Origin of the sequence: Shimia sp. NS0008-38b, from assembly GCF_040370365.1 — a bacterium.
In the GTDB taxonomy this organism is placed as follows: Bacteria; Pseudomonadota; Alphaproteobacteria; order Rhodobacterales; family Rhodobacteraceae; genus Shimia.
This window is the reverse complement of sequence record NZ_BAABWQ010000004.1, coordinates 446,597-464,937: the sequence shown is the minus strand read 5'-3', so window position 1 is coordinate 464,937 and position 18,341 is coordinate 446,597. Positions and strand designations below refer to the sequence as shown.

Genomic DNA, 18,341 nt, shown 5'->3' with positions numbered 1-18,341 from the left:
TGCGCGGTTGTGAAAAGGAACGCGCGATGCAGCTGCAGCCCACGGCAAGCCATTTTATTGACGGTGCCTATGTTGAAGACACCGCCGGCACTAAAATTGACATCATCTATCCAGCAACCGGTGCCGTGATTGGCACGGTGCATGCCGCGACGCCCGCAATTATTGACCAAGCTTTGAACAGCGCAAAAGCTGGGCAAAAGGTCTGGGCGGCGATGACGGCGCGTGATCGTGGACGCATTCTTAGCCGTGCGGCGGCGATGATCATGGAGCGTAATCACGAGCTCTCTGTTTTGGAGACCTATGACACCGGCAAACCCTATCAGGAAACCAGTGTTGCGGATGCGACCAGCGGCGCAGATGCGCTTGAGTACTTTGGTGGTTTGGCGGCGACCCTGACTGGGGAGCATATCCCATTGGGTGAAGATTGGGTCTACACCGTGCGTGAGCCGCTTGGTGTCTGTGTGGGGATCGGTGCATGGAACTATCCGACGCAGATTGCTTGCTGGAAGGGCGCGCCTGCGCTGGCTTGTGGCAATGCGATGGTGTTCAAGCCATCAGAAACCACACCAATGTGTGCGTTGAAAGTGGCAGAGATCCTTCATGAAGCAGGTGTTCCGGCCGGTGTTTACAATGTGATTCAGGGCATGGGCGAAGTGGGCGCAGCCTTGGTGACTGATCCGCGGGTGGACAAGGTGAGCCTCACCGGATCTGTGCCCACGGGCAAAAAGGTCTATGCGGCGGCGGCAAGCCACATGAAACATGTGACCATGGAGCTGGGTGGGAAATCCCCGTTGATCGTGTTTGAGGACGCCGACATTGAGAATGCCATCGGTGGTGCCATCAATGGCAATTTCTACTCCTCCGGTCAGGTGTGTTCCAACGGCACGCGCGTGTTTGTGCACAAAGACATCAAAGAGACGTTTTTGGCCCGTCTTGCGGAGCGTTTGCAGAACGCCAAGCTGGGTGACCCGCTGGATGAGAGTGTGAACTTTGGCCCCATGGTGTCGGAAAGCCAGATGAACATTGTGCTGGGGTATATCGAGCAGGGCAAAGCGGGCGGTGCGCGTCTGATCTGTGGCGGAGAGCGTTTGGACATGCCGGGGTTTTTCCTCGCGCCGACGGTGTTCGCTGATGTGACTGACGACATGGTGATTGCACGCGAAGAAATCTTTGGGCCGGTGATGGCGGTTTTGGATTTTGAGGATGAAGCCGAAGTGATCGCGCGCGCCAATGACACCCAGTTTGGTCTATCTGCGGGTGTGTTCACCAAAGATCTGAGTCGTGGGCACCGCGTGATTGGTCAGTTGGAGGCAGGCAGCTGCTTTATCAATTCCTACAATGATGCGCCGGTGGAGGCGCCCTTTGGGGGTGTGAAAGCCTCCGGTGTGGGGCGTGAAAATTCTAAAGAAGCCATTCAACATTATAGCCAAGTCAAATCTGTCTATGTGCGCATGGGCGATGTTGAGGCTGCTTACTAAGGCACGCGCTTTGACGGTGCGCGCGCGCAACGTGCGCCACCAAGGTGTGTTTGCGCGGTTAGGCGAGGATAGAGAAAGACATCCATGCAGGCAGATTATGTGATTGTTGGGGCCGGCTCGGCGGGGTGCGCGATGGCGTATCGCTTAAGCGAAGCAGGCAAGTCGGTGTTGGTGATCGAACATGGCGGCACGGATGCTGGGCCTTTCATCCAGATGCCGGCTGCGCTGAGCTATCCAATGAACATGAGCCTTTACGATTGGGGATACAAAACCCAGCCGGAACCGCATTTGGGTGGGCGCACGCTGGTGTGTCCGCGTGGCAAGGTGATTGGCGGATCAAGCTCGATCAACGGAATGGTCTATGTGCGCGGGCACGCGGGTGACTACGACCATTGGGCGGAGAGCGGTGCGGACGGCTGGAGCTATGCTGATGTGCTGCCGTACTTCAAACGGATGGAGAATTGGCACCACAGCGGGCAAGGCGGCGATGCGGATTGGCGCGGCTCCGATGGGCCACTGCACATCAGCCGAGGTCCGCGCAACAACCCATTGCATGCGGCTTTTGTCACAGCTGGTGAGCAGGCGGGCTATCCGGTGACGCAAGACTACAACGGCCATCAGCAAGAGGGTTTTGGCCCAATGGAGATGACCGTGCACAAGGGGCGTCGTTGGTCGGCGGCCAATGCCTATCTGAAACCTGCATTAAAGCGTGACAATTGTGATCTGATCAAAGGATTGGCACGCAAGGTCGTTATGGAGAATGGCCATGCTGTGGGTGTTGAGATCGAGCGCGGTGGGCAGGTGCAAGTTGTGCGTGCAAACGCTGAAGTGATCTTGGCGGCCAGCTCTTTGAACTCGCCCAAGCTTTTGATGTTGTCTGGGATTGGTCCAGCGTCGCATCTCGCAGACCATGGCATTGATGTGGTCGCAGATCGCGCCGGTGTGGGGCAAAACCTGCAAGATCACCTCGAAGTTTATTTGCAGATGGCCTGTAAGCAGCCCATCACGCTGTACAAATACTGGAACCTGATTGGGAAGGGGCTGATCGGGGCGCAATGGTTGTTTACCAAGACTGGGCTTGGTGCATCCAACCAATTTGAAAGCGCGGCCTTTATTCGGTCCCGCTCCGGCGTATCCTATCCGGACATTCAGTATCATTTCCTGCCAATTGCGGTGCGATACGACGGGCAAGCGGCAGCAGAGGGTCACGGCTTTCAAGCTCATGTCGGCCCGATGCGTTCGCCCTCACGCGGGCAGGTCACGTTGGAGTCTGCTGATCCAAAGGCAGCCCCCAATATATTCTTCAATTACATGTCGACCGAGCAGGATTGGGAAGACTTCCGCAAATGTATCCGACTGACGCGTGAGATTTTTGCGCAAGAGGCCTTTGAGCCCTATGTGAAGCATGAAATCCAACCGGGTGCAGATCTGCAATCGGATGATGAGATCGACAGCTTCATACGGGAGCACGCCGAGAGCGCGTATCATCCATGTGGCACCTGCAAAATGGGCCGGGTCGATGATCCAACTGCGGTGGTAGACAACGAATGTCGAGTGATTGGGGTGGAGAGTCTGCGCGTTGCAGACAGCTCTATCTTCCCACGGATCACCAACGGCAATCTCAACGGTCCGTCGATCATGACAGGTGAGAAGGCGAGCGATCACATCTTGGGGCGCCGGTTGGCGGCGTCAAACGCCGCACCTTGGACGCATCCTAGGTGGCAAGACGCGCAGCGCTGATCCAAAGGTCAGTCGCCGCGTGACGCGGCGCGGAACAGATCGGGCAGATCGCCGACTTCGGCAAAGTGATCGACCTCAAAGCTTGGATTCTGTCCGCTGCCCGTGTCTTTCCATGTGGGACGCAACACATAGACATCAAAGGCCACTTCCGTGTCGGTGCCTTGGATTGCGTTGAGACCTTTGCCTTGTAGTTTCACATTCACATCAGCGCCTTTAATGATCACAGAAAACCCGCCACTTGCGGAGGTTTCCCCATCAACCAAAAGCTTGATGCCATCGCCGTACGTCACTTTGCGCACAAGCACATAGCTTTGATCCGGGTCTTTTGCGGCGGCGCGGAAACCCCATTCATCCAACAAGCCCCCGCCGTTCCGAATGTCGTCCCCCAAGTAACTGGTGACACGTGTGATTGTGTTGTCGTAGACGACGCTGTTTGGGTATGAGATTTCGAACACCGACCGGGCCGCGATCATGGCGTCGGCTTTGGCCTTCAGGCCAGCTTTCTCTACACCACCGCCAAAAGCCGCACCGCTGGAGTAATCGGCGATCTGTACGGTTTTGTCCCGAGGATTGGTGGGGGCGTCAAAGCCGGGGATGTCGGAGAGATGTATCAACCGGCCGTCGCCGGGAGCGTCACCCTTATCCCACAGAAAAAGGCTACCGGCGCTAAAATCACCGGAGTTGATATAGCCGTAGTTTGTCTTTGCATAATCGAGGTTGACGGGGATCACATCTCCATCGCTTAGGCAGGCGGACAGAAAGACAAAAGCGGTGATGGCGGCGGCTGGTTTTAGTTGTGGCATGTGGTGTCCCCTTGGCGGGCAGTTTGGAAAGGCTTTGATCAAAATCGATATTTTGGCGAGGCTAAACGACAAACCGATGTTGTGTCACGGTTTTTTGCAAAATGCGTTTGCCAATTGATCCGCGTCAAAGTGGGATGGCTTTGGATGGGCTAGACGTTGAGCAACCTAAATCAAGGAGCGCAGACATGTCGAACACCCCTCACGAACTGGCCGAAGAATTTCCTGAATTTGTTGAGAAAATGAGTGCATTGAAAGTCAATGATGCGCATTTTGCCAAAATGGCCAGCGACTATCACGATCTGAACCGCAAGGTGCACGCAGCGGAAACCAACGTGGCTCCACGTGAAGAACTGTCAGAGGTTGATTTGCGTAAGCGGCGTGGCGCGCTGAAGGATGAGATCTACACCTATTTGAAAGCAAACTGATCGATGAACCTGGTCAGTTTTGGCCAAGTGTCGGTGCGCCACAAGCCGGTGTGACCCGCGTCAGGCGCTTCGACAAATTCTTTTTGACCAGATGGGGCGGCGGAGAAAATCTGTCGCCCCATTTCTATGGGGATGAGACTGTCGTTTGTGCCGTGGATGACCAACAAAGGATGTCGAAGTTGAGCCGCCCATCGCAGGCTGTCCCACTGTCCGTCTGTGTACACTTGCAGTGGTGTCAGTGCGGGGTAGTGATGTTGCGCCAGCGCTTTGATGGAGGTGAAGGGAGCTTCGAGGATAATTGCATCGGCTGGGCCGACGCCTTTCATGTGGTCTGAGGCGGCCGATGCGTTGAGCCCAATAGCGACGGCTGCGCCAAGGCTTTCGCCGTAGACGATGGTTTTTGAACTGCTAGGCGGGAGAAGGGTGAGCGGCAAGAGAGCGTGTTTTTCCAGCCAAACAAGCTTGGCGGAGCGTTTGAGAGAGTCCTCTGATGGGGCTTCGGTGCTGCCGCTGCTGCCCGGGTAAGCCAGCGCGATGAGGCCGTAACCGCGATCCATGAAGCGCCGAAAGCGCCCGGCGCGGTTGGCGAGATTGCCGGCATTGCCATGTAGGTAAAAAATCACGGGATGCCCCTTTTTGGGGGGCGCGGTCCAGATGATGAGGGTGTTGCCGCCGCTGTCAACGGCGTGTTCGGTCACCTCAGGCAGGCCAACCTCTGCGGGTGCGATGCGGGTTTTGTCAAACGGGTAGAGGATCAGCCGCTCTGCTAGTGGGGCGGCAACAACCAGTGTGCCGGCGAACATCACCAGAAATGCAAACATGCGAAAGAGACTCTGCGCAACGCGTTTCATTCTGCCAAAAGGACTCTCTTCAAATTCGTTACGACCATGTCAGCCCACATCATAGGGCAGCACGCCGCGGGCATTTTCGTTGATGTTCAGGCGGCGTTCCAGCGGTGGCACTGAGCGTTGGTGGCAATGGGTGCGCTCACAAATTCGGCAGGAAATGCCAATTGGTTCAAAGGCCTGCGGGTTGTCGAGCTCCATGTGATCGGCATAAACAAGCGCATTTGCATGGCGGATTTCGCAGCCCAAAGCGATGGCGTAGCGGCGCACAGGCGCGCCGAAGTGTCCGCCGGATTTGGACACGTCGCGCGCCAAGGAAATGTAGCGCACGCCATCCGGGGTTTCGGCGAGTTGGCGTAAGAAACGGCCCGGGGTTTCAAAAGCACGGTGCACGTTCCACAGCGGACAGGCACCGCCAAAACGGGCGAACTGAAGGCGTGTGGCAGAGTGGCGTTTGGTGATGGTTCCAGCTTGATCCACGCGCACAAAGAAAAAGGGAATGCCCTTGTTTCCTGGGCGTTGCAAAGTTGAAAGGCGGTGGGCCACCTGTTCAATGGAGGCGCCGAAACGGTTGGAGAGCAGCTCCAGATCATGGCGGGTTTCGCGCGCCGCATCCAGAAACGCCATATACGGCATCAACGCCGCTCCGGCGAAGTAGTTGGCCAGTCCAATTTTGGCAATGGACCGGGCGGCTTCAGATTGGAAGCGGGCAAAATCCAGTGTTGCTTCAAGCAGTTGCCCGTGCTGCAGTAGCGCGACTTGCAGCAGAAGTTGGAAGGTTTGGGTTTCCGGTTGGGCGTAGCGAGAGATCTGCAGGCGTTGGGTTTCGGTGTCAAACACACGCAGCTGATCGATATCGGTGAAAGCCACGGTGATGCCCGTGTCGCGCAGCGCAACACTGGCGGCGGCACGTACGGATCCATGGGACGCAGCCTGTTGCGCGAAACGTTCCGCCGCGTGGTCAACGGCGTCTATGTAGTTGTCACAATAGTGAAAAAAGTCTCGGACCTCATCCCAAGGGCTGGCCAGTGTTTGCACATCCTGACGGCCAAGGGCTTCGTCCAAAGACGCCAAGCGCTCATGGGTTTGTCGATAGGCCCGGTGCAGTTCCAGAAAGGCACGTGCGAGAGCGGGGGCGTTGGAGGCGGTGAGGCGCAGATCCGCCAGCGGCGCGGAGGCCTCTGCCAGGACCGGGTCCGCTAAGGCTTCGCGCATATCGGAGACAAGCCGCTCGCTGTCGCCTGTGCTTAACTCTGTGACATCTAAACCAAATTCCTGCGCCAAAGCCAAAACAACCGTGGTTGAAACCGGGCGGTTGTTGTTTTCCATCTGGTTCAGGTACGGCAGGGACACACCAAGTCGTTGAGCAAAGTCTTTCTGGGTCAGCGTCAGCCGCGTGCGGATTTCGCGCAGTTTTGCACCTGCATAGAGTTTCTGCGTTGCCATAGCTGTCCTCATGATTGCATAGGTGCAAATGTAACCTTGCAAAGATGCGAAGGCCAGAGGTTGTCCGGGGCTGCGGCGTTTGGCCGTTAACCGGCCATGTTTGGGGAGGAAGGCCTGTCGGTTTTGCGTCGGTATTGCGACTGTTTTGCGGAGGTGTCGTTTTGCGCAAGCTTGGGGTTAACGACGCACCAGTGATGCGCCGTTTTAGCTTGAGAGTTACAGAGCGAGCCCAAGCGCTTTTTCGCGTCGGATCACCAGCAGGATGGCAGTCACACCCAGAATGGAAGTGGCCAGCATCAACCAAAGCAACGGGAAGGCGCCTGTGGCTGGCGTCAGGAGCGCACCTGCCAAAGCGGAGAGTGCCGCGCCGCCGCCAATCATAATGGCGCCGGACAGACCAGAGGCTGTGCCTGCCAGATTTGGGCGCACAGAGAGTGCGCCTGCGGTGGCGTTGGGTATGGCAAGACCATTGCCGACGCCGACAAATGTCATGAAGCCGAAGAAGATTTCAGCCGAGCCGCCTCCGGTGGCAAAGATGACAAGAGACGCGGCGGTGCCCGCGCCACAAATCAAACAGCCCGCAAGCACCATTCGGTTCACGCCAAAACGAACGGAGTAGCGGCCAGAGATGTAATTTCCGAGGAAATAGCCAACAGCGGGTGCGCCAAAATAGACGCCCATTTGCGAGGAGCCCATGCTGAACAATTCGGTGGCGACAAATGGCGCGCCGCCAAGATAGGCAAAGAACGCGCCCGCGGTGAAACCGTTGGCCAGTGAGTACCCCCAGAAGCGCGGGCTTGTCAGCAGTTCGGGGTATTCTCGAAACTGTTGGGACAGGCTGAGACCGGAGGACGTTTTGGTTTCTCCCAGATCTCTGAAGGCCAGCCAGAAGATGGCCAGCCCAACCAGAAACAGCATCCAGAAACTGGCTTGCCAACCAAAAGCATCATCCAGAACGCCGCCAAGGGCGGGCCCCAGCATTGGCACCACGGTCATGCCCATGGTGACGTAACCAATCATCGAGGCAGCCTGATCCGTCGGCACCATGTCGCGCACTACAGCGCGCGACAGAACCATGGCGACCACCACAGCCGCCTGCAGCATCCGAAAGGTGAGGAAAATGGCCGCGTTGGGCGCGTAGATACAGCCCAGCGTGGCCACAAGGAACACGGCCAGCCCACCTATTATCACGGGACGGCGGCCAAATTTGTCTGAGATTGGACCCACCACAATTTGAAGGACCGCATTCACCGCCAGATACACAGCAATCGACAGCTGCATCACGCCGTAGTCCGTATCAAAATACTCCGTCATTGACGGAAGGCTGGGCAAGAAAATGTTCATGCTCAACGCAGAGATCCCGGCCAGCAGGATCAGCGTGAGAATGTTGGGCGGTGTGTTGCGGTCGAGAAATTGACCACGTGTCTGGGGTGGTGTGCTCATGCGAAAGAGGTAGGTGCGGAAAAGTAAAATGTCTATGCGGTAAATTCATTTGTGAAGTATTTGCTAGTTTGCAATTAGCTAGTCATGTTTTCAATAGGGTTTGCAAATTTGCTCAATTGGGCTTTTGCCAAACCAGTCTGCACCTTATGCTGCTGCCAAACCCCGTGTGTGCCTGGCTCTGGCAAGAAGGTGCAGCGGGACGCCAGAGAGATCACAGAGATCACCTAAGATCACGGGGAACCGCCATGAAAGACATTCTGCAGCAATTGGAAGAGCGTCGCGACACCGCACGTTTGGGGGGCGGGCAACGCCGGATCGACAGTCAGCACGCCAAAGGCAAGCTGACCGCGCGGGAGCGCATTGAACTGCTGCTGGATGAAGACAGCTTTGAAGAGTTTGACATGTTCAAAGCGCACCGTTGTGTTGAATTTGGCATGGAGCAGCAGAAGCCTGCGGGTGACGGTGTGATCACCGGCTGGGGCACAATCAACGGTCGAATGGTCTATGTGTTCTCCCAAGACTTTACCGTGTTTGGTGGCTCTCTGTCAGAAACCCACGCAGAGAAGATTTGTAAAATCCAAGATATGGCGATCCAGAACGGCGCGCCGATCATTGGGCTGAATGATTCCGGCGGTGCGCGCATTCAGGAAGGTGTGGACTCGCTGGCAGGATATGCTGAGGTGTTTCAGCGCAATATCATGGCCTCCGGCGTGGTGCCGCAGATCAGTGTGATCATGGGGCCTTGTGCCGGTGGCGCTGTGTATTCACCAGCCATGACCGACTTCATCTTTATGGTGAAAGACACGTCTTATATGTTTGTGACCGGCCCGGACGTGGTGAAAACTGTGACCAACGAAGTGGTCACCGCAGAAGAGCTGGGTGGGGCAAGCACACACACCAAGAAGTCATCAGTGGCGGATGGGGCGTTTGAGAATGACGTTGAGGCGATGGCGGAAGTGCGCCGCTTGGTGGATTTCCTGCCGCTCAACAACCGTGAAAAGCCGCCTGTGCGTCCTTTCTTTGATGAGCCGGGGCGTGTGGAGAAAAGCCTAGACACGCTGGTGCCGGAAAACCCGAACACGCCATATGATATGAAAGAGCTGATCGCCAAAGTGGCGGATGAAGGCGATTTCTACGAAATTCAGGAAGACTACGCCAAGAACATCATCACCGGGTTTGTGCGCCTTGAGGGGCAGACCGTGGGTGTGGTGGCCAACCAGCCTATGGTGCTGGCAGGCTGTCTGGACATTGACAGCTCGCGCAAGGCCGCGCGGTTTGTGCGGTTCTGTGACTGTTTTGAAATCCCTATCCTGACGCTGGTGGATGTGCCGGGCTTCTTGCCGGGCACGTCGCAGGAGTATGGCGGCGTGATCAAACACGGTGCAAAGCTGTTGTTTGCTTATGGCGAGGCGACGGTGCCGAAGGTGACAGTGATCACCCGCAAAGCTTACGGCGGGGCCTATGACGTGATGGCGTCCAAACACCTGCGGGGTGATTTCAACTACGCTTGGCCCACAGCCGAGATTGCGGTGATGGGGGCGAAGGGTGCCACAGAGATCATCCACCGTGCAGATCTGGGTGATCCCGAGAAGATCGCGGCGCATACGGCGGACTATGAGGACCGTTTTGCCAACCCGTTTGTGGCGGCGGAGCGGGGCTTCATTGACGAGGTGATCATGCCGCAGAGCACCCGTCGGCGTGTGAGCCGGGCCTTTGCAAGCCTGCGCAATAAGAAGCTCGAGAACCCGTGGAAAAAACACGACAATATTCCTCTGTAATGCGCTAGAGAGAGATTCTCTAAGAACTTAATGCAAGGAAAAGTTGAATATGCGCTTTGTCGTTTTTGTAGTCTGTATGTTGTTTGCGCTGCCTGCGGTCGCGCAAAATAAAGCCTGTCGTGGCAAACAGACCATTGATTTTGGTGGGGGAGGAGTCGGTTGTATTGTGGCGATACAAGAATCCTCAATCACCAGCACGCAGTCACGTGATGATGGGGCAAGTACCCAGTCTCAGGTGAACATACAGCCGCTGGTCGTGGCTGCAATGAGTGGGCAGGTTCCACAGAACCGTGGCACCGCAAAGTCGCAGCTTCTTGCTCTGTGTAAGGCCGCTTTGCCAGAAGTTAAGGCGCAATTCTCTGCGCGTAAATATAACCGGATCATTCTGGTGTCAGATTGGCGCGCGTCCGATGGTGGCACCTTTGAGGGCTTTTCCAACGCCAAGTGTAAAGGGTTCAGTTTCTTTAGTAATGTTCGGCACTGATCTGACATATCGACTTGTTTGGCTCACTGCAGTCGCAGTGGGCCAGACGCGCTGTCTGCAGCGTGAGAGCCGCGGTGCTGTGGACGATCTGCCAATTTCTGTGTGCCTTGGGGCGTTGCAATGAGCCGCTCCCGTTGGCATATCCTGCGCGAAGGTGATGTGCTCACCATGAGCCGGCGCTTGCCGGTGCGTTGGGATGTGATGGCGGAAACAACCCTGCCGGATGCAGGATTGCTGCGCACCGCGCAGCAGGTGCGACAAGACATGTGGCGTGGCCTGCAGGATTTGCGCGGTTTTGCCCCCATTGTTGAAGTGCGCCGTGACGGGGGCAAACTTCATCTGCGTGCGGGGGGCGCCGTGGATGGCAAGCTGGCGCAAGCCCATGTAGAATCAACGATTTTTGAAATTCTGAACTGCCCGGAACGTCGCGAGAGGTGGTCAAGACATGCGCGCCACAGACGGGGGCGGGTATGAATAAAACGACAGATATGTTGACGTTTTCGCAAGAAAAATTTCCAAAGCGCACATTTTTTGGAGCTTTTACGAAAAATCTGTGTCAGCTTGCGACTCACGTTACAGTTTCCGCCGCGTTTGGAGGGGCCCTCATGGGCGCGGCCACGGCTGGGGTTTTGGAGGAGACCCCAGCTGTGCCCTCCGGTAACGACATCCATCTTCAAGAAATCCTGATCCAAACCCGGGCCGACAACAGCCGCGTCGCTCGATTTCGCTATGTCATGCCGCTGATCCGGCAGGGCGTCTCTTTTATGGATATTGAAGAGGACTTCTTTCACCTGTGCATTGGGGTTGCGGTGCCTTATTTGGCGATCTCAGACGAAAAAGTAGATCAGGTGATTATATCCATGGCCGACAGAGAAACAGAATTTGGCGTGACAACACATCTCGCCCAACAATTTTTTGAAGCGTTCAGCGTGCAGGACGGCACCTGTATCTGGGAGGGTTTCTAATGACACCACAAGATATTGTTAACACTCTGCCTGTGGCGCGCGCCAATGCGGCTTTGCGGTCACAGCAGATGAGCTTGGGCGCGTATCTGTATCTTTTTGCAGCAGATTTGCGTAACCTGCGCCCATGCCACAATCCCGTGGCACTGAGGCAGGCAGGATCAACGTATCCTGCTTCACGTCAAAACAATGAGTGGAGAAGCAGATGTCCAAGAGCATCAAGACATTCCTCGCGATCGGCCTTGTGGCCATCGTGGCGGCCTGTGGCCAAGACGAACCCCTTGAAGAATATGTGGTTGTCGACCCAGAGCCGATTTCAACTGAGCCGACCTACACCGGCAAATACAAGTAAGGCGTTTCGCCTGACAGGTGGACAGGCCAGCTGGCCTGTTCACACCCCCGCGCCAAACCTCTTTATCCGGGAGGCTATGGCATGATCAAACATCGTGGGTTCCCCGGACGTCTGCCGGGATCGGATTTTCAGTTCATCATTCGGCGCGCCAATCCCAAAGGGGTGACGCCAATTACGCGCCGGGAGCGGTTCAAAGATCGCAGACCTGCTGACCGTCGTGCGGACGCAGGCTTTATGCAGGCGTTGTGGGAGCATTTTGGTGACCAGCCCTTTGAGCGCGGCAACCTGGATGCGGGCCGTTTGAGCTGGCTTTTTGGCCGTGAAGTTGTGGCGGTTGAGGAAGAGTTTGATCCCGAAAGCTATGACGCCCTCTTGGTGATTGACGAAGCTGTGGCGCGTGCCTCCTTTCCGGATGCTTTTGACGGGGATTGGGCGTGATGTTGCCGACGTCATCAATGAATGGGCGGCGCTATGCCCAAAACCGAACCACTGCACAAATTGTACTTTGGTTCCGGTGCTTTGATGGCAATATCGCTGACATGGAGCAGCGCAATTCACCTGCGCTCTCTTGTAACAGTGTATTCCGTTACCCTTCCCCTATCGGGTGGTTTTGTTGTGTCCCTTCAGAGCCACCCGTTTTTTACCTGACGGCTGTGTGTGTGCATGATAATCAGGGGGCGGCGGAAGCCACGAAGGCAACAGCAGCGGGCTTAAGATCCGCGCGAAACACGGAAGCAGGCACATGCGTATCAAAGCAACTCTTATCGGACTTTTTGCACTTTCAGGCCTTGCGGCCTGTGGCGACACATTTGGTGAGCAAGCGCTCATCGGGGCGGGGGCGGGCACCGCAACCGCGGCGGTTGTCGGCGGCAATCTGGCGGCCGGCGCCATCGTTGGCAGCGCGGCCAACGTCGTCTACTGCAAAGAGTTCTCCAACAAGTGTTAACCGCCCGGCCGCTTCTGCGGCACGTGGCACACACCTGATTTCTCCGGTCGCGTTGCGACCGGACCCGAAAACGAAGCCATCGGACCGTTTGCGCGGACCGATGGCTTTTTTGTTGCCAAATCAGGCGGCCTTCGCCGCCTGACCTAAGACCAAAAGGACGAGATAATGTTCGACAAGATCCTGATTGCCAACCGGGGCGAAATCGCCTGTCGCGTGATCAAATCGGCCCGTAAAATGGGCATCAAGACGGTTGCGATTTACTCAGACGCCGACAAGCAGGCGCTGCATGTGCAGATGGCAGACGAAGCCATCCACATTGGTCCACCGCCCGCGAACCAGTCCTATATTGTGATCGACAAAGTCATGGATGCGATCCGTGAAAGCGGCGCGCAAGCGGTGCATCCGGGCTATGGGTTCTTGTCGGAAAATGCCAAGTTTGCCGAAGCTTTGGCGGCGGAAGGTATTGCGTTTGTTGGCCCCCCTGTGGGCGCGATTGAGAGCATGGGGGATAAGATCACCTCCAAGAAAATCGCCCAAGAGGCCAACGTGTCCACTGTGCCGGGCTATATGGGGCTGATTGAAGACGCTGATGATGCGGTGAAAATCTCCAACGAGGTTGGCTACCCTGTGATGATCAAGGCCTCTGCGGGCGGCGGCGGCAAAGGCATGCGGATCGCGTGGAACGACCAAGAGGCCCGCGAAGGGTTTCAGAGTTCCAAAAACGAGGCGGCCAACAGCTTTGGCGATGATCGGATTTTCATCGAGAAGTTTGTGACCCAACCGCGCCACATCGAAATTCAGGTGCTCTGTGATGCACATGGCAACGGGATTTATCTGGGCGAGCGGGAATGCTCGATCCAGCGTCGCAATCAGAAGGTGGTTGAAGAGGCGCCAAGCCCCTTCTTGGATGAAGCCACACGCAAAGCGATGGGCGAGCAGTCGGTCGCATTGGCCAAAGCGGTTGGCTATGCCAGCGCGGGCACGGTGGAATTCATCGTGGATGGCGACAAGAATTTCTATTTCCTTGAGATGAACACCCGTTTGCAGGTGGAACATCCTGTGACGGAGTTGATCACCGGTGTGGATCTCGTGGAGCAGATGATCCGCGTGGCCAATGGCGAGCCGCTGAGCATCACCCAGGAGGATGTGAAGCTGCAGGGTTGGGCGATTGAGAACCGTTTGTATGCGGAAGACCCCTATCGCAATTTCTTGCCCTCTATTGGTCGTCTGACCCGCTATCGTCCGCCTGCGGAGACCAAGGCCTACGCACCCGGCACGCAGCCGGGGGATGCGGGCGATGAGGTCGTGCGCAATGACACAGGCGTCTATGAGGGCGGCGAAATCAGCATGTATTACGACCCGATGATTGCCAAGCTGTGCACATGGGCGCCAACACGGGACGCGGCGATTGAAGCGATGCGTGTGGCGCTAGACAGCTTTGAGGTTGAGGGCATTGGCCACAACCTGCCATTCCTGAGTGCTGTGATGGATCACCCGATTTTCATCAAGGGCGATATGACAACCGCCTTTATTGAGGAGCAATACCCGGATGGGTTTGAGGGTGTCACACTGCCGGATGTAGAGTTAAAGCGCGTGGCGGCGGCTGCGGCGGCGATGCACCGGGTGGCCGAAATCCGGCGCACCCGTGTGTCTGGTCGCATGGACAACCATGAGCGCCGCGTGGGCAAGAAATGGGTGGTGAGTTTGCAAGGTCAGGATTTCGCCGTGAAGGTGAAGGCAGATCGGGAAGGCTCCACCATCAAGTTTGAGGATGGCAGCAAGCTGCGTGTGGCATCTGATTGGACGCCGGGCGATCAGCTGGCCAAGGTTGATGTCGGCGGGCGTCTGGTGATGAAGGTTGGCAAGGTTTCGGGTGGCTTCCGTCTGCGCACCCGTGGGGCGGATCTGAAGGTGCATGTGCGCACGCCACGCCAAGCGGAACTGGCGCAGTTGATGCCAGAGAAAGTGGCACCGGACACATCCAAGTTGCTGCTGTGCCCGATGCCGGGTCTGATCGTGAAGGTCGATGTGGAAGTGGGGGATGAGGTGCAGGAAGGCCAAGCGCTGTGTTCTGTGGAAGCCATGAAGATGGAAAACATCCTGCGTGCGGAGAAGACCACGGTGGTGACCAAGATCAACGCGGCAGCTGGCGACAGTCTTGCGGTGGATGACGTGATCATGGAATTCGAGTGATCTGATGTTGGCGCGCCTGCTTGTTCTCTGCCTCGTGCTTGTTGGATTTGCGGTCATCGCATTTCTGGCAAACGCCGAGGTGTTGGACGTGCCGATCCGGCAGGCGCTTATTGCGGGGCTGGTTGTGGCCTCTGGCTGGTTGGTGGCTTTTCTGTCGCAAGATTGGAACCGTGACCGACAGCGCAGAGAGATGCAGACCGATGTGCAACTGGCCCTGCGCGCGGAGATTCAGGATTGTTGGGAGACCTTCACGTGGCGGGACCGCGACACGCGTGCATTTGGCCGTGGCGTGCAGGCGCAGATCTTGGCGGGTGGTGACGGGGAGGGCGCGTTTCACCCTTTTATCGTGCGAGACGCCAAGATGATCGTGTTTGAGGCGATGAAAGACCGGCTGCATCATCTGCCGAGTGAGGTGGTGGATGAGGTTGTGCAGTTTTACTGCCAATTGGCCGACTTACAGGCCTTTGCGGATCAGATGATGGGCGAAGAGTTTCGCGCGTTGACATCAGAACGGCGCAGCGGGGCGTATGGGCACTATATCCAGATGACCGTGGAATGCGAAAGCCGGGCGCGCGATGCGCTGACGATGCTGAATTATTCTTTGGGAGTTTGGGACGACGCAGGCAGTGTCAGTGTGGCTGCGCAGCGACAAGCGCAGCAAGATGCTGCGCGCAAATCATTGCGGGCGTGGATCAGTAAGACGGATCGGGACCAGGCCGATCGTTTGACTGACGCGGCTCTTTAGGGGTGTAGCTCATGATCGTACCTCCAACAGCTCGTGTAGATGACCATAGTGTACGCGGATTACGGTATTCTTACAACAGCGCAACACCGGGTTGTGTGGGCCTGCGAGATCACGTTTCGCGTGACCTGTATATGGGGAGACCGGGTGGGTCTGACAAGGGAGAGACACAAGCATGAGTGAGAGTGATGTGGCGATCAGCCGCCAAACGCAGATGGGCGCAGTTGAGATCGGGCGGCTGGCTTACGGCTGTTGGCGGTTTTCTGGCAGCACGGTGCCTGCGGCCACAGCCAAAATAGAAGCGGCGCTTGAGATTGGTGCAAACCTTGTGGACACCGCTGCGATTTATGGATTTGGCGGGGAAGGATTTGGCGGGGCAGAGGACGTTTTGGGGCATGTCTATGCTGCCAACGCGGGGCTGCGAGAACGGACCGTTCTGGTGACCAAAGCGGGGATTCATCCGCCGGTGCCTTATGACAGCCGCGCGTCCAATCTGATCACCAGCTGCGAGGGCTCGCTCGCGCGGCTCCGGACCGATGTGATCGACGTTTTTCTGATCCACCGACCCGATTTACTGGCCTCCTTTGAGGAGGTGGCAGCGGCGTTGACGCAATTGCGCGCGGATGGAAAAATCCGTGAAGCAGGTGTCAGCAACTTCTCCCACACCCAGATCCGGGCGTTGCAGAGCAAGTTGGATTTTGCGCTGGTGGCCACGCAGCCCGAGTTCTCACCTTTGGCGATTGAACCGCTGCAGGATGGCACGCTGGACATTGCCCAAGAGATGAACCTGACCACCATGGCGTGGTCGCCGCTGGGCGGGGGGCGGTTGACGCCCCAGCATCAGCCTGAAGCGGGCACACAAGAAGCGCGGGTGCTGGCGGTGTTGGAGGCGATTGCTGCGCGCGAGGGTGTTGGTGTGGATCATGTGGCGCTGGCTTGGGTGTTGGCGCATCCGGCCAACACGGTTGCCCTGATTGGCACGCAGAATGTGGCCCGGATCAGAGACAGTGCCAAAGCCTACGATGTGCGTTTGAGCCGTCAGGATTGGTATGACGTGCTGGTGGCCGCACGCGGAGCCCCCATGCCGTGAGAGCTGCGGCGCGACATATCACGCTGACGGCACCCACCGCCGCTTATGGCTCGCGGCGGTCGCGGATTTCCTGCTGGCGCAGAGGCAATTTGTCGATGCTGGCCGAGATTTCGCGCACCGTCCAAGGCTGCGGTTTGCGCAGATACACGGTGCCGTCTTTGCTGAGCAGCACCATGGTGAACCCGCGAGGTCGCAGTGTTTCGCGCAGAGCAGACTGGGCGGCGGGATCGGTGTCTGTCAGCACCACCACATCACGTTCGAGCAGCTCTTGTGGCAAAGCGTTGATCAAGTCCATTTGCTGTGCAAATCGGGGGTCGCGGTCCGTGTCAGCAAAGATCACCAGAGGGCGATTGACCCAAAGGAAGTCTTCCAGACTGGCGTTGGGATCAGATTGTATTAATTCCGGTGTATTTTCTGCCTCCTCCGATCCAACTTCGGATGTCGTGATTTCGGCAGATTTGGGGGCAGATTCTGAGGCCTGCGCGGTGGCGCCTGAGGCGGCCATTATGGCAATCAGAACAAAGGGTAAGCGGTATGTCATCGTCTCTCCTGTTGACACCAATATAAGCGCCCAACGCAGCATTACGATCCCCTTTGTGAAAGTGGGTCAAATTTTAACGTCAGTTAACAGCATTTCCATGGGTGTTAAGACATGATGGCGGCCTCTGTATATCCGGTCGCACCTTGGGGGTGGGCCTTAACAAAGGTGCACGCTGCCATGGACGTCATCCTGCATGTGGGAAGCCATCTCTCTGGGGTTTCCACGCTTTCGAGCTATCTCAACCGCAACCGCAAACCGCTGAGATCGCGCGGCGTAGAAGTGTGGACCACCGATGTGACGCGCAAGGGGCTGTTTGACGGTTTGACCCTGCGGTCGGGATTGAACGGCGTTGATATGCGCCGGGCGCGCGGTGCAGGGCGTGTGCAGCTGCGCTGTGCCATGCTGGAGCGGGACAAGATCAAAGAGCTGATGGTGTTGGACCCGGTGATGTTGGGCACCATGGAGAACAACCTGGCGGCGGAACGTCTGTATCCTGCGGCGGGCGAACGTGTGGCACGGATGGTGCATGCTTTTGGTGGACGGGTGAAACGGATCATCATCGGCATTCGCGCGCTTGAAGACTACTGGGGTGGCGCGTTGGCACATGGGCTCAAGAAAGGGATTGGCATGCCGGATGAGGCGATGCTGGACCGGCTTGTGACACAGCCCCGCAGTTGGCGCAAAGTGGTGATGGATGTGGCGTGCGCCGCACCGGATACAGAGGTTGTGGTGGTCCCTTATGAGCGTTTGGGCGAACAACCACAGACCGTGACCGGATTTGCGATCAAGGGGCGGTTTGCGCCGCCGACAAATTTTCGCCTCAACGGCTTGGCACAGGTGCCCAAGCTGCCGGAGTTGCGCGAGATACTGAAAGACCGCGGCGAACCCACGGAGGTTTTGCCGCAGGGCATGGACCGCTGGCACCCATTTGGGGACCTGCAGGTCGACATATTGAGAGAAATTTACGTTGAGGATCTCGCTTGGCTGCGCGCCGGAGCGGATGGCTTGGGGTATCTGATTGAAGACAGCACTGCGGATCGAGTTGGCCAAGCCAGCCGATTTGGCTCTTAGCA

The 18,341-nt window shown here is 57.1% G+C and carries 20 protein-coding genes; 14 read left to right on the top strand and 6 right to left on the bottom strand.

Annotation, left to right across the window (positions count from 1 at the left end):
* Nucleotides 1-26: 26 nt before the first annotated feature.
* The gene (gene betB, locus ABWV47_RS19035) at nt 27-1,478 is read left to right on the top strand and encodes a betaine-aldehyde dehydrogenase (RefSeq protein ID WP_353314807.1); all 1,452 of its coding nucleotides are present in this window, start codon (nt 27-29) and stop codon (nt 1,476-1,478) included.
* Between the two features lie 84 nt (nt 1,479-1,562).
* Nucleotides 1,563-3,218 carry a choline dehydrogenase gene (gene betA / locus ABWV47_RS19030; protein ID WP_353314805.1) on the top strand — a complete coding sequence of 552 codons (1,656 nt, stop codon included), beginning with the start codon at nt 1,563-1,565 and terminating at the stop codon, nt 3,216-3,218.
* An 8-nt stretch (nt 3,219-3,226) separates the two neighbouring features.
* Here the strand turns inward: betA and ABWV47_RS19025 are convergent, their stop codons facing one another.
* The gene (locus ABWV47_RS19025; protein ID WP_353314803.1) at nt 3,227-4,021 is read right to left on the bottom strand and encodes a hypothetical protein; all 795 of its coding nucleotides are present in this window, start codon (nt 4,019-4,021) and stop codon (nt 3,227-3,229) included.
* A gap of 185 nt (nt 4,022-4,206) precedes the next feature.
* On the opposite strand from ABWV47_RS19025, the gene ABWV47_RS19020 reads away from it, so the two are divergent.
* On the top strand, nt 4,207-4,446 hold the full coding sequence (locus tag ABWV47_RS19020) for an HP1242/YdcH family protein (RefSeq protein ID WP_353314801.1): 240 nt from the start codon (nt 4,207-4,209) through the stop codon (nt 4,444-4,446).
* On the opposite strand, the gene ABWV47_RS19015 is transcribed toward ABWV47_RS19020, so the two are convergent.
* The 3 genes from ABWV47_RS19015 to ABWV47_RS19005 all read right to left on the bottom strand — a co-directional run bounded on the left by ABWV47_RS19015 (nt 4,428) and on the right by ABWV47_RS19005 (nt 8,180).
* Nucleotides 4,428-5,267 (bottom strand): alpha/beta hydrolase, encoded by an 840-nt coding sequence (locus tag ABWV47_RS19015; protein WP_353314799.1) that lies wholly within the window; start codon nt 5,265-5,267, stop codon nt 4,428-4,430. The genes ABWV47_RS19020 and ABWV47_RS19015 overlap by 19 nt on opposite strands.
* 69 nt (nt 5,268-5,336) lie before the next feature.
* Entirely contained in the window at nt 5,337-6,737 is a 1,401-nt protein-coding gene (locus ABWV47_RS19010; protein WP_353314797.1) for a helix-turn-helix domain-containing protein, read from the bottom strand.
* 216 nt (nt 6,738-6,953) lie between these two features.
* Nucleotides 6,954-8,180 carry a multidrug effflux MFS transporter gene (locus ABWV47_RS19005; RefSeq protein WP_353314795.1) on the bottom strand — a complete coding sequence of 409 codons (1,227 nt, stop codon included), beginning with the start codon at nt 8,178-8,180 and terminating at the stop codon, nt 6,954-6,956.
* 245 nt (nt 8,181-8,425) lie between these two features.
* On the opposite strand from ABWV47_RS19005, the gene ABWV47_RS19000 reads away from it, so the two are divergent.
* The 4 genes from ABWV47_RS19000 to ABWV47_RS18985 all read left to right on the top strand — a co-directional run bounded on the left by ABWV47_RS19000 (nt 8,426) and on the right by ABWV47_RS18985 (nt 11,407).
* Nucleotides 8,426-9,958, top strand: coding sequence for an acyl-CoA carboxylase subunit beta (locus tag ABWV47_RS19000; protein ID WP_353314793.1), 1,533 nt, complete (start codon nt 8,426-8,428; stop codon nt 9,956-9,958).
* Nucleotides 9,959-10,124: 166 nt separating this feature from the next.
* Nucleotides 10,125-10,442, top strand: a complete 318-nt coding sequence (locus ABWV47_RS18995; RefSeq protein WP_353314791.1) for a hypothetical protein — start codon at nt 10,125-10,127, stop codon at nt 10,440-10,442.
* Nucleotides 10,443-10,562: 120 nt separating this feature from the next.
* Nucleotides 10,563-10,916: an SAM domain-containing protein gene (locus tag ABWV47_RS18990; protein ID WP_353314789.1), complete on the top strand. Its 354-nt coding sequence runs from the start codon at nt 10,563-10,565 to the stop codon at nt 10,914-10,916.
* 131 nt (nt 10,917-11,047) lie between these two features.
* Nucleotides 11,048-11,407 carry a DUF6497 family protein gene (locus ABWV47_RS18985; RefSeq protein WP_353314787.1) on the top strand — a complete coding sequence of 120 codons (360 nt, stop codon included), beginning with the start codon at nt 11,048-11,050 and terminating at the stop codon, nt 11,405-11,407.
* Between the two features lie 18 nt (nt 11,408-11,425).
* Here the strand turns inward: ABWV47_RS18985 and ABWV47_RS18980 are convergent, their stop codons facing one another.
* A complete protein-coding gene (locus tag ABWV47_RS18980; RefSeq protein WP_353314785.1) occupies nt 11,426-11,623 on the bottom strand; it encodes a hypothetical protein in 198 nt (65 codons plus the stop codon).
* Between ABWV47_RS18980 and ABWV47_RS18975 the strand changes: the two genes are divergently transcribed.
* The 6 genes from ABWV47_RS18975 (at nt 11,610) to ABWV47_RS18950 (ending at nt 16,727) form a co-directional block, all read left to right on the top strand.
* Nucleotides 11,610-11,756, top strand: a complete 147-nt coding sequence (locus ABWV47_RS18975; protein ID WP_353314783.1) for a hypothetical protein — start codon at nt 11,610-11,612, stop codon at nt 11,754-11,756. The genes ABWV47_RS18980 and ABWV47_RS18975 overlap by 14 nt on opposite strands.
* Nucleotides 11,757-11,837: 81 nt before the next feature.
* Nucleotides 11,838-12,194 carry a hypothetical protein gene (locus ABWV47_RS18970; protein ID WP_353314781.1) on the top strand — a complete coding sequence of 119 codons (357 nt, stop codon included), beginning with the start codon at nt 11,838-11,840 and terminating at the stop codon, nt 12,192-12,194.
* A 304-nt stretch (nt 12,195-12,498) separates the two neighbouring features.
* Nucleotides 12,499-12,702 carry a hypothetical protein gene (locus tag ABWV47_RS18965; protein ID WP_353314780.1) on the top strand — a complete coding sequence of 68 codons (204 nt, stop codon included), beginning with the start codon at nt 12,499-12,501 and terminating at the stop codon, nt 12,700-12,702.
* A gap of 165 nt (nt 12,703-12,867) precedes the next feature.
* Complete coding sequence (locus tag ABWV47_RS18960; RefSeq protein WP_353314778.1) at nt 12,868-14,895, top strand: acetyl-CoA carboxylase biotin carboxylase subunit; 2,028 nt, start codon at nt 12,868-12,870, stop codon at nt 14,893-14,895.
* 4 nt (nt 14,896-14,899) lie between these two features.
* On the top strand, nt 14,900-15,640 hold the full coding sequence (locus ABWV47_RS18955) for a hypothetical protein (protein ID WP_353314776.1): 741 nt from the start codon (nt 14,900-14,902) through the stop codon (nt 15,638-15,640).
* 172 nt (nt 15,641-15,812) lie between these two features.
* Entirely contained in the window at nt 15,813-16,727 is a 915-nt protein-coding gene (locus ABWV47_RS18950) for an aldo/keto reductase (protein WP_353314774.1), read from the top strand.
* A gap of 43 nt (nt 16,728-16,770) precedes the next feature.
* Here the strand turns inward: ABWV47_RS18950 and ABWV47_RS18945 are convergent, their stop codons facing one another.
* On the bottom strand, nt 16,771-17,268 hold the full coding sequence (locus ABWV47_RS18945; RefSeq protein ID WP_353314772.1) for a DUF4174 domain-containing protein: 498 nt from the start codon (nt 17,266-17,268) through the stop codon (nt 16,771-16,773).
* 114 nt (nt 17,269-17,382) lie between these two features.
* On the opposite strand from ABWV47_RS18945, the gene ABWV47_RS18940 reads away from it, so the two are divergent.
* Nucleotides 17,383-18,339, top strand: coding sequence for a hypothetical protein (locus ABWV47_RS18940; RefSeq protein ID WP_353314770.1), 957 nt, complete (start codon nt 17,383-17,385; stop codon nt 18,337-18,339).
* Nucleotides 18,340-18,341: the final 2 nt, after the last annotated feature.